Annotated in this window: 9 protein-coding genes and 1 pseudogene; 9 read left to right on the top strand and 1 reads right to left on the bottom strand. The window is 58.0% G+C overall.

All coding sequences use genetic code 11. The features are described from left to right. Positions 1-104: pseudogene (locus tag LA5095_RS33130) on the top strand (FAD binding domain-containing protein); the annotation flags it as partial. A gap of 48 nt (positions 105-152) precedes the next feature. On the opposite strand, the gene LA5095_RS29660 reads toward LA5095_RS33130, so the two are convergent. Beyond that, a complete protein-coding gene (locus LA5095_RS29660) occupies positions 153-1,136 on the bottom strand; it encodes a nuclear transport factor 2 family protein (protein WP_055391563.1) in 984 nt (327 codons plus the stop codon). A gap of 149 nt (positions 1,137-1,285) precedes the next feature. Here LA5095_RS29660 and LA5095_RS29655 point away from each other — a divergent pair, with 149 nt between their 5' ends. From LA5095_RS29655 to hisD, 8 genes are all read left to right on the top strand, one after another. Then, positions 1,286-2,335 carry an ABC transporter ATP-binding protein gene (locus LA5095_RS29655; RefSeq protein WP_055391562.1) on the top strand — a complete coding sequence of 350 codons (1,050 nt, stop codon included), beginning with the start codon at positions 1,286-1,288 and terminating at the stop codon, positions 2,333-2,335. A 78-nt stretch (positions 2,336-2,413) separates the two neighbouring features. Then, positions 2,414-3,640, top strand: coding sequence for an ABC transporter substrate-binding protein (locus tag LA5095_RS29650; RefSeq protein ID WP_055391561.1), 1,227 nt, complete (start codon positions 2,414-2,416; stop codon positions 3,638-3,640). A gap of 81 nt (positions 3,641-3,721) precedes the next feature. Beyond that, positions 3,722-4,744, top strand: a complete 1,023-nt coding sequence (locus LA5095_RS29645; RefSeq protein ID WP_055391587.1) for a carbohydrate ABC transporter permease — start codon at positions 3,722-3,724, stop codon at positions 4,742-4,744. 8 nt (positions 4,745-4,752) lie between these two features. Beyond that, positions 4,753-5,634, top strand: coding sequence for a carbohydrate ABC transporter permease (locus tag LA5095_RS29640; RefSeq protein WP_029063452.1), 882 nt, complete (start codon positions 4,753-4,755; stop codon positions 5,632-5,634). A 182-nt stretch (positions 5,635-5,816) separates the two neighbouring features. Further along, positions 5,817-6,803: a hypothetical protein gene (locus LA5095_RS29635; protein ID WP_055391560.1), complete on the top strand. Its 987-nt coding sequence runs from the start codon at positions 5,817-5,819 to the stop codon at positions 6,801-6,803. Further along, positions 6,800-8,311 (top strand): GMC family oxidoreductase, encoded by a 1,512-nt coding sequence (locus LA5095_RS29630; RefSeq protein WP_055391559.1) that lies wholly within the window; start codon positions 6,800-6,802, stop codon positions 8,309-8,311. The genes LA5095_RS29635 and LA5095_RS29630 overlap by 4 nt, the downstream gene beginning before the upstream one ends. Beyond that, a complete protein-coding gene (locus LA5095_RS29625; protein ID WP_055391558.1) occupies positions 8,308-8,844 on the top strand; it encodes an ester cyclase in 537 nt (178 codons plus the stop codon). The genes LA5095_RS29630 and LA5095_RS29625 overlap by 4 nt, the downstream gene beginning before the upstream one ends. 143 nt (positions 8,845-8,987) lie before the next feature. Beyond that, a complete protein-coding gene (hisD, locus tag LA5095_RS29620) occupies positions 8,988-10,298 on the top strand; it encodes a histidinol dehydrogenase (RefSeq protein WP_055391557.1) in 1,311 nt (436 codons plus the stop codon). Positions 10,299-10,300 lie beyond the last annotated feature (2 nt).

The following is a 10,300-nucleotide window of genomic DNA, read 5'->3' as shown; positions in this document are numbered from 1 at the left end:
AGGTCGACGCCGGCTCCATGCTGCACGACATCCACGGATCGGCAGCCTACCGCGCGAACCTCGTCACGGTCATGGCAAAACGCGCCGTCAAAGCCGCTGGGTAAGAGGTGAAACTGAAGTCCGGCGCGCGCGTACTGGCGGCGCCGGATTTTTCATATTTGCTCGCCGATCAGGTCCCGGTCCATTTGACGGAACAGGTCGATATAGTCGAGCAGAACCCAGTTTTCCATGATCTTGCCTTCGGCGCAGCGATAGAAATCCATGACGCGAAGCGTCAGTGACTTGCCAGAGGCTGGAACTCCCAGATAATCACCCTTGTGGGTCATGGTCATGGACGGCCAGCCGCTGACCGCGGCATAGTTTCCGTCTCCTATGCGGCAATAGTGATTGCCGCCGACACGATCGGGAAAAGCCGTGAGGAACGGCGCGCGGTGATCCTTTTCAAAGCCGCTCCAACGGTAATTCGACCCGATACCGCCCGGTCCGTACCAAAGCATGTCGTCATGCCAGTATCCGTTGTCTCCCGTCTGCCCCGCGGAGGTGAAGGTTTCAGGGTTGAAAGCCTTCAGATCGGCGAGCATGGCTTCGCACAGATCGAGTGTCTCCTCACCGTTCACCTGTCCTGAAGGCAAAATGCCGTCATGTGTTGCCGGTCCCGGGAAAAGCATTTCTGTTCCGAGCATCTGCGGCAGGGGAAACCTGCCGGCCTGTCGCATCAGGTCGATGAGATCAACGATGATCTTGGCTTCCGAAATACGTCCGTCCGGCTCGACGCGATAGAACTCTCCCGATCTCAGGAAGACAAGATTGTTCGACGGTTTGACGCCGAAAAGCGGATTCTCGAAGTTACCCAGATAGTGCGTGACCGCAGCGACCCAGTGACCGCCGGGCGCACGCCGGTTTGGTCCGCCGATGAAAATCTCGTCTCGTCGGCGCACGTGAGAAAGGGCTTCCCGGAGGGGCAGGAAAAAGCCGTCGCGGACTTCCTCGTGTCCCGCAAGCCTGTTCACCGGATGGGCGATATTCCAGATCGAATTACCGGTTAAGTATCTGGAAATCAACGCATCCAACTCGTTTCGGGGAACAGTGAGGACGGCGTTCAGAAAGGTGTTTGTCGGGCGTCGGAAGTCGGACATTTGATACCTTGTCAGGTCTATGAAATTTCACGTATATCAACTATTTTGCATTCGTATGCAAAAAGATATTGCGAAAGTCATTTCTCTGTGTCTAGTTATTTTGCATAGGAATGCAAATTTGGCTGCCGGTCAGTTTAGGAGGGGACGCAGTGGCTGAAATTCAGCTGAAAAACGTGTCGAAACGTTGGGGGTCGTTTGTCGGTGTCGACAATTTCGATCTCACCATTGCCGACCGTGAATTTCTGGTCCTGCTTGGTCCGTCAGGATGCGGCAAGACCACGACCATGCGCATGATTGCCGGCCTGGAGGATGCGACGGGCGGCGATATCCTGATCGACGGCAGTCGTGTCAATGATCTTGAACCCAAGGACCGGGACGTGGCCATGGTGTTCCAGAGCTACGCGCTCTATCCGAACATGAATGTTTATGAAAACATCCGCTTTCCGTTGAAGGTGCGGCGCGTGGATCCTGGCACGCATGACGAAAAAGTCCGCCGTGCCAGTGCGATGGTGGAACTGGACGATTTCCTGCATCGCAAGCCAGCGGAACTTTCTGGTGGCCAGCGGCAGCGCGTGGCGCTGGCGCGTGCAATCGTACGTGAGCCGAACGTGTTCCTGATGGACGAGCCGCTGTCGAACCTGGACGCAAAGCTGCGGGTCTCGACGCGTGCGCAAATCAAGAATCTCAGCCATGAGCTGGCCGTGACCACGATTTATGTGACCCACGACCAGATCGAGGCGATGACGCTGGCCGACCGGGTCGTCGTAATGAAGAACGGAGTGGTTCAGCAGATCGGCAGCCCGACCGAGATCTATGACAGACCTGCCAATGCCTTTGTCGCAAGTTTCATCGGAAACCCGGCCATGAACCTGGTGGAAGGGGAGGTGGCAGACGGCACGTTCCACGCTCCGAATGTTTCGATCCCCGGTTTGAGCGCAGCCGATGGCAAGGTCGTTCTGGGGTTTCGTGCGGAAGACGCGAACGTCGTGCAGAACGGTGGCCAGATAAATGCGCCGATCTACACCATGGAGCTTCTCGGCGATGCGACCATGGTCAGCGTGCGCATTGGCGGAGCGCTTGTCAGCGTGAAAGCCGACAAGACTTTCCGTGCGGAGATCGATGACCCGGTATCCATCGAGGTTCACCAGGGTCACTGCCACCTGTTTGACGCGGAAACGGGCGCGCGGATCGGGGGGTGATGTCCTCCAAACAACCGTTTTGACGGGCAAGCGGGTGAAGGCTTCGAAGATGCATCCAACATTAGGGAGAGAGACGAAATGTTCCTGAAAAAGATAGCGCTTGCGGGCGCGATGGCTATCACGGCCGGGTCCGCTCATGCGGCGTGCGAGATTTCAGGCAATGTCAGCATTGTCGGGAATGAATTTCCGGCCATTCATACAGTTGCAAAGGGTGCAGCTGAATGTGCCGGTGGCGAGGTCAAGGCGAACCTCACGGCGGATCACCAGAAGATCAATGTCGCCGGCATGCAGGGCAACCCGGCAGAGTATTCCACCGCGATTATCGCCAATTCCTCGATTGTCGCCCTCATGAACGAGGACGTTATCCGGCCGCTGAACGATCTGGTGGCGGAATACGGACAGGATATTCCCAAGAGCCAGTTGATCACCATAGATGGCAACATCATGGCGGTAGCCTTCATGGCCAACGCCCAGACCCTCGCCTATCGCAAGGACGTACTGGAAGAGATTGGCGTTGACGTTCCGAAGACCTACGAAGAGGTGCTGGAGGCGGCGGAAAAAATCCGGGCTGCCGGCATCAGCCAATATCCGGTTGGCGGCGCCTATGCTGCAGGTTGGAATCTGGCCGAGGAATTCGTCAACATGTATGTCGGCCATGGCGGCGAATTTTTTGTACCGGGCACTGCTGAAGTTGCGATCAACAATGAGCAGGGTGTTGCAGCGCTCAATATGATGAAGGCGCTGACCGAATACATGAACCCCGATTTCCTGACCCATGATTCCAACGCGACCGGTGCCGAGATGGAAGCCGGCAACGTCATCCTCATGAACATGTGGGGCTCTCGCATGGGAAATCTGATGGATGCCGAAGGTGCAGAAGAGCAGGTCTACTCCAACATCACCGTCGGTGCGCCGCTGACCGTCGGGGGTGGGACCACCCCGGCGTCCACGCTCTGGTGGGATGGCTGGACCGTCGCCAAGAATATTTCCGATGAAGATGCTGTGGCAACATTCCTGGCCATGAAGCACGGAACAAGCCCGGCAATTCTGAACGACGAGACCATGAGCCAGGCAGTCTGGATGATCGAAGGCTACAAGCCTGCACCGGTAAACGACGGTGTCTTTGCGGCCATGTCCGCCGGCACCAGATCCTATCCGATGCTGCCCTACCAGGGTTTGCTGCATACCGCACTCGGCGACAACCTGGCTGACTTCCTGCTGGGCAAGGAATCCGCAGAGCAGGCACTTGCCGATACGGAGGCCGCCTACACCACTGCGGCCAAGGAAAAAGGCTTCCTCAAGTAAGCAATTCAATTATCCGGGGCGGCGTTGTCTGCCCCGGATGACCTTGTGCATCACGTGTCAACGCTTTTGGGGGACCGGGAAGTGAAACATAAATCGTTCTTTTGGTTTGTTCTTCCGTCAGCCATGGCGATGATGTTGTTCATTTTTTTCCCGATCATTTCGGTGATTGTTCAGTCGCTTCATGTCGAGCATGAACAGGTGATCCGCAAGGTCGAATCCTGCGATCTGTTCGGGTGCAAGGAATCGACCACAATCGACCAGGAGGCCACGGCTGCTTTGCGGGCGGCCGAGCCACTGGGTCAGTTTGCGGGGTTCAAGACCTATCTCGACCGGAACCACCTTGCGACAAAGGAGGTCGGGACAACCTGGAAAAACACCAACAGTTGGCGTGACTTCGGTGCGCAGATGTTGAATTTGCCGTTCTACAAGGCAATCGGGTTCACGCTGACATTCACTTTTGTCGTGACACCCCTGGTCATCATCGTTGGCTTTGTCATTGCGGTAGCAGTCAACAGCGCAGTCAGGCAATTGCGGGGCCCGCTGATCTTCTTCTCGCTCTTGCCGATGATGATCACGCCACTGGTCGGTGCGCTGATCCTGTTCTGGATGGTTGATGCACGCGGGATCATCGGTGCCACCCTGCAGCATCTTGCCGGCGACCCGGAACTGTCCGTCAAAGCCTCAACCCCGCTGATGTGGATCATGCTGATGGTCTACGGCGTGTGGCACGCGGCACCGTTTGCATTCATCGTTTATTATGCCGGCCTTCAGACCGTCAACAAGGAAACACTGGAAGCAGCGCGCGTGGACGGCGCCAATCGGTGGCTGCAGATCCGCCACGTGGTGATCCCGCATCTGCTGCCACTGACGACCTTCATCGCATTGATGCAGCTGATGGACAATTTCAGGGTGTTCGAACCCATCGTCAGTTTTGCGGCCAATGCCCATGCGACCTCGTTGAGCTGGGCGATCTACAACGATCTTGGCGGGGAGACCCGGCAACTTTCCTCCGCGGCGGCAACTTCGGTGCTGACAATCATCGGCGTGGCCATTCTCTTGTCACCGGTTCTGGTGCGCACATGGCGTGATTTCGATCGGAAGTAGGTAGAAAAATGTCGAGCAAAGCACAACGCCAACCCGCCGCAATCACCCTCCTGGTCGTCGCAGTTCTGGCGACATGGATGGCCCTGGCCGCCTTTCCCTTTCTCTGGACGCTGTGGGGGTCATTCAAGGTAGAGGGCGATTTCTTTTCCAAAGCCGACTGGTTCAACGCCCTCACCGGGACCCTGACGGTCGCCGAAACCGGTGGCAGGTTTACCGGCAACGGATATTACGGTGCCTGGGTTCAGGAAGAATTCTGGCGCGCGGCCCTGAATTCCCTGATCGTGTGCTTCTTCGTGGTCACGATTTCGCTGACACTGGGTACACTTGGCGGCTATGCTCTGGCGCGCTCAACCTATCGCTACGCATTCTGGTTTCTGCTGGCCGCGCTGATCTTTCGGGCCATGCCTCCGATAACTCTTGTCTCCGGCTACCTGCCGGTTTTCTTCCAGTGGAATCTGTGGGGGCACACGGCAACGACGATCATTGTTCTGGTCGCCATAAACCAGCCTTTCACGCTGTGGATGCTGCACTCGTTTTTCAAGAATATTCCTGCCGAGCTGGACGAGAGTGCGATGGTCGACGGATGCACGCGCTTCCAGGCTTTTCGCAATGTGATCATTCCGGTGATGTGGCCGGGGGTCATCACTACCGGATTGTTCTCGTTCCTGCTCGCCTACAATGATTTTGCCGTGACGGCGATGCTGCTGTCCAAGGAAAACCAGACGATGATTCCGAAGGTCGCGAGTTTTCTTGGCACGACGCAGACCAAGGGCAATGTGATGTTTGCCGTTGCCTCGGTTGTCTCGGTGACAGCGCCTCTGTTCTTGATGATCATGTTCTTTCAGCGCCAGATCGTGGGTGGTCTGACCGCAGGAGCGGTGAAGGGATGATCCGATGGGAAAACTCGGTGCGGCGGCAATTCGTGAGCATTCGCGAAATGCTGCCCTGCGGCTGGCCGTCACAAGGTCACGTAGACCGGGCCGGATACCATTTGCGCTCATGCGGGCGGGGCCAGACTGTGTGGAGTATCGACTTTCCACGCACCTCTGAACACATGACAGGACCAGGGTAGATGTTTTCCGCCAAAACCGCCTATTTCGCCTATTCGGACGCGCTTCAACATCCCGGAGATTTTTTCGCAGCCGCCCGGAGCTTCTTCGCCGCCGCCGCCAATATCAACGTCGTTCACCCCTTCAACGCAATTGCCGGGGCGGCCGCCTATTGCGACGACTTTCTTGCGCCGCTGCAGTCCTCCTTTGAGGGACTTCACCGTCGCCAGTACATCGCCATGACTGGCGCATTCGAAGGGGCGACATGGATTGGCACGACCGGTTATTACGCCGGGCACTTCAAACGCGACTGGATCGGCATTCGCGCCACTGGCCGGCTGACCTACATCCGATTTGGCGAGTTCTTCCGCATGGAAGATGGACAGGCGGTGGAAAGCTACATCTTTCTGGACGTCCCGGAGATGATGATCTCCTGCGGGCAATGGCCGCTGCGCTACGTGCCCGGAGACGAGTTCGGCCACACGGGCATGGTCCAGGGGCCCGTGTCGCAGGACGGTATCATGCGCGGCGAGATGGATGCCGCCGAAGGGCAGAAAAGTTACCAAATGGTGACCGACATGCTCGCAGGGCTGGCGACCAGGGCTGAAGCCTGGCGCCCCTACTGGCACGAGAACATGATGTGGTACGGCCCAGGCGCGTGGGGGTCTTTCGTCGGGATCGAGCATTTCCGATCCTTCCAGGTTCCCTTCGAGAGCCAGTTCGACGGCTGGTCGGGCGGGTCTGCAAACAACGGGATGACGCGGCATTTCACCCGCTACGGCGAAGGCAATTACACCTGCTCCGGCGGCTGGCCATCGCTGACAGGCGTGAACGTCAAGCCCTTCATGGGCTTTGGCCCCACCAACGAACGCGTCTTCTTCCGGGTTTGTGACTGGTGGCGGCGCGAAGGCGATCTTCTGGTGGAAAACTGGGTTTTCGTCGATGTGCCGCACGCGCTGTTGCAATTCGGTTTCGACGTATTGCCACCAAAAGTCAGGGTCGCATCATGACCGCCGAGCATGATTTCATAGTTGTCGGGGCGGGTTCGGCCGGCTGTATTGCAGCGGCTGAACTGGTCCGTCGCGAGGCCGGCAAGGTGCTCTTGATCGAGGCCGGCCCCCCGGATAATTCGCCTTTGGTAAAAATGCCCTTTGGGCTGGTCTGGATGATAGGCAACACGCGGCGGGATTGGTGCTATTCATCAGCGCCGCAAAAACACCTTGGCGGGCGCCGCCTGAACGTCACCCGTGGCCGCATGGTCGGTGGCTCGGGGTCCATCAACTCGATGGTCTGGTTCCGCGGACGCAAGGACGACTTTGACACGTGGCAAGTGCCGGGCTGGTCATGGAGCGACGTCGCCCCTGCCTTTGAGGCAGTCGAGACCAGGTTGACTCCAGGCAGAATGCAGGGCGCACACCCCTTGACCGAAGCGCTGCACAGCTTGTTCCCCGCTTATGGAACTCAACCTCCGACACCTGAATACGAAAGCGCCGGAGTATTTGCATTCAACATGGTCGATGGTCGCCGCCGTTCTGCCGCGGACGGGTTTATCAAACCCGCTCCAAAAGGCCTGACACTTCAGACATCATTGGAGGTAGACCGCATCTTGTTCACTGGCGACAAGGCGTCGGGGGTGCGGCTGGTTGACGGCAGCGAATTGCAGGCGAACAAGGGTGTGGTGCTGTCGGCCGGGTCAATCGGGTCTCCTTCAATCCTGATGCGCTCGGGTGTGGGTCCGAAGGCAGACCTGGACAGGCTTGGGATTGACAATCGACATGACGCCGAAGAGGTCGGGGAAAATCTGCACGACCATCCTGCCGCCGGACTGCATTTCACGGGCTCGGGCTACGGTCTGACTGCGTCGCAAATACCGGGCTGGGCGCTTGCGCCATTTCAGTACCTGATCACACGCCGGGGACGGTTTGCATCACCGACGGTTGAAGGCGGTGCGTTCTTCAATGCACGCGGATTGAATGAAGCTCCCGACGTGCAGACCCACTTCATCCCGTTCATGTTGGGCTGGCAGGGCAAACGCTACGTCTATGGTTCAGGGTATTTCGCCGACGTGGGTATCTGCCGCCCGAAATCGCGCGGTGCATTGCGGTTGTCCGACAGCGACCCTGGAGCCGCCCCCGAGATTGATCTCGGTCTTTTCAACGACAGTTCCGATCTCGACACGCTTGTGGCTGGTTTGAAACGTTTGCGGAACCTGATGGAGCAGGCGGATTTCGGGCGCCATCGAGGCCGGGAAGCCTTTCCTGGCCCCTCTGTTCAATCGCAGAAGGCCTTACGCGCTCATGTCAGGGAACGAGCGGCAACGGCATATCATCCGGTCGGCACGCTGCGTATGGGCGCTGGAAGCGCACCTGTTGATCCCCGCCTTTCCGTGCGAGGTGTCGAGGGACTTTGGGTGGCGGATGCTTCGGTCATGCCCGCGGTGACATCGGCCAACACAAACGCGCCTTCAATGATGATCGGCTATCGGGCCGGCGAGATGATATCGGAGGATTGTGTATGAAAGGTTCACGTCCCGAGCAGGCGGTCCTGAGCCGTGACACGGATATGAGCAAGACGGAAGTGACCCGCCGTGTGATTGAAGGCATGGTCGATGGTTTGAACGACCACCGGATTGTCGATATTGGCGAGTTTTTTTCCGAAGGCTTCCGTTGGCTGGGCAATACCGGCTGTGGCACCAAGACCGGGTTGAAGGAATTCCAGGACAATTGGCAAAAGCCTTTTCAGGCGGCCTTTTCGGACAAGGTCTGCGTCGACGAGGCAAGACTTTACATGGGCGAATGGGCTGCGGCGTTCGGGCGCCAGGAGGCAACTCACTCCGGCGAGTTCATGGGGATCGCTCCAACAGGAAAACGGATCGAGATCCGCTACATGGACTTCTGGAAAGTCGTCGACGGCAAGATCGTCGACAACTGGGTGATGGTCGATTTCCCGCATGTCCTGGCGCAACTTGGCAAGGATGTTTTTGATGGTCAGGGTTGGGAAGCGTTCGATCGGGGAGATCGTGTTCCTCCAGCTCCGGACAAGGCCGCGTGACCGCGGTTACGTAGTTTTTCGTGTTTCGCAGAAGTCTGCTTGATCTTTCTGCATACGTATGCAAGTTGAATGGAAACGGTAAGGCGAGTGTCGAGTGAAGTCCGCCAGGAGAGCGGCTGCCGGCACTTTGAAAGGGATGAAACATGGCCATTGAGTATCTGAAGCGTGGAAAGCCGGAAGCGGAACGCTCGCAGGACGATGCCAAGGTTCGCTCCATCGTGGAGGGAACGCTCAAGGAGATCGAGGCACGCGGCGACGCAGCCGTGCGCGAATTGTCGGAAAAATTCGACAACTACACGCCACCTTCCTTCCGTTTGAGTGCGTCAGACATCGAGGCTTTGATGAACCAGGTCTCTTCACGAGACATGGAAGACATCAAATTTGCCCAGCAGCAGGTTCGTAAGTTCGCAGAGGCGCAACGCGCTTCGATGCTCGACATCGAGGTCGAAACGATGCCTGGCGTTGTCCTGGGGCACAAGAACATCCCGGTGCAGTCGGTAGGCTGTTATGTTCCGGGTGGAAAGTTTCCGATGGTTGCTTCCGCCCACATGTCTGTTGCGACAGCGTCAGTTGCGGAAGTTCCCCGCATCATCGCTGCGACCCCTCCCTTCAAGGGTGCGCCGAACCCGGCGGTTATTGCAGCGATGCATCTGGGTGGTGCGCATGAAATTTACGTTCTCGGCGGTATCCAGGCCGTTGGCGCCATGGCCCTCGGCACGGAAACCATTGATCCAGTGCACATGCTGGTCGGTCCGGGCAACGCCTTCGTTGCCGAGGCCAAACGCCAGCTCTTCGGCAAGGTCGGCATAGATCTCTTCGCGGGACCCACCGAGACCATGGTGATTGCGGATGAGACGGTCGATGCGGAAATGTGCGCGACGGACCTGCTGGGGCAGGCCGAACACGGTTACAATTCCCCTGCGGTTCTGGTGACCAACTCGCGCAGGCTTGCCACCGAAACGCTCGCTGAAATCGGCAGGCTCCTGAAGATCCTGCCAACTGCGGACACGGCGTCGAAATCCTGGGAGGACTATGGCGAGGTGATCCTGTGTGACACTTACGACGAGATGCTCGCTGTTGCGGACGATATCGCTTCGGAGCATGTGCAGGTAATGACCGACCGTGATGATTGGTTCCTAGAAAAAATGACCTGCTACGGCGCCCTGTTTCTGGGTGCGCGCACCAATGTTGCAAATGGTGACAAGGTGATCGGCACCAACCACACTCTGCCGACCAAGAAGGCTGGGCGCTACACGGGTGGGCTGTGGGTCGGCAAGTTCCTGAAGACACACTCCTACCAGAAGGTCCTGACGGACGAGGCAGCGGCCGAGATCGGCGCGTATTGTTCGCGCTTGTGCATGCTCGAGGGGTTTGTCGGTCACGCGGAGCAGGCCAATGTCCGTGTCCGCAGATACGGAGGCGGCAACGTCCCTTACGGAGAGGCCGCCGAATAGCG

It is taken from the genome of Roseibium album (genome assembly GCF_001404515.1).
Lineage (GTDB): Bacteria > Pseudomonadota > Alphaproteobacteria > Rhizobiales > Stappiaceae > Roseibium > Roseibium album.
Note: the sequence above shows the minus strand (reverse complement) of the source record. Positions and strands in the feature narration are given on the sequence as shown.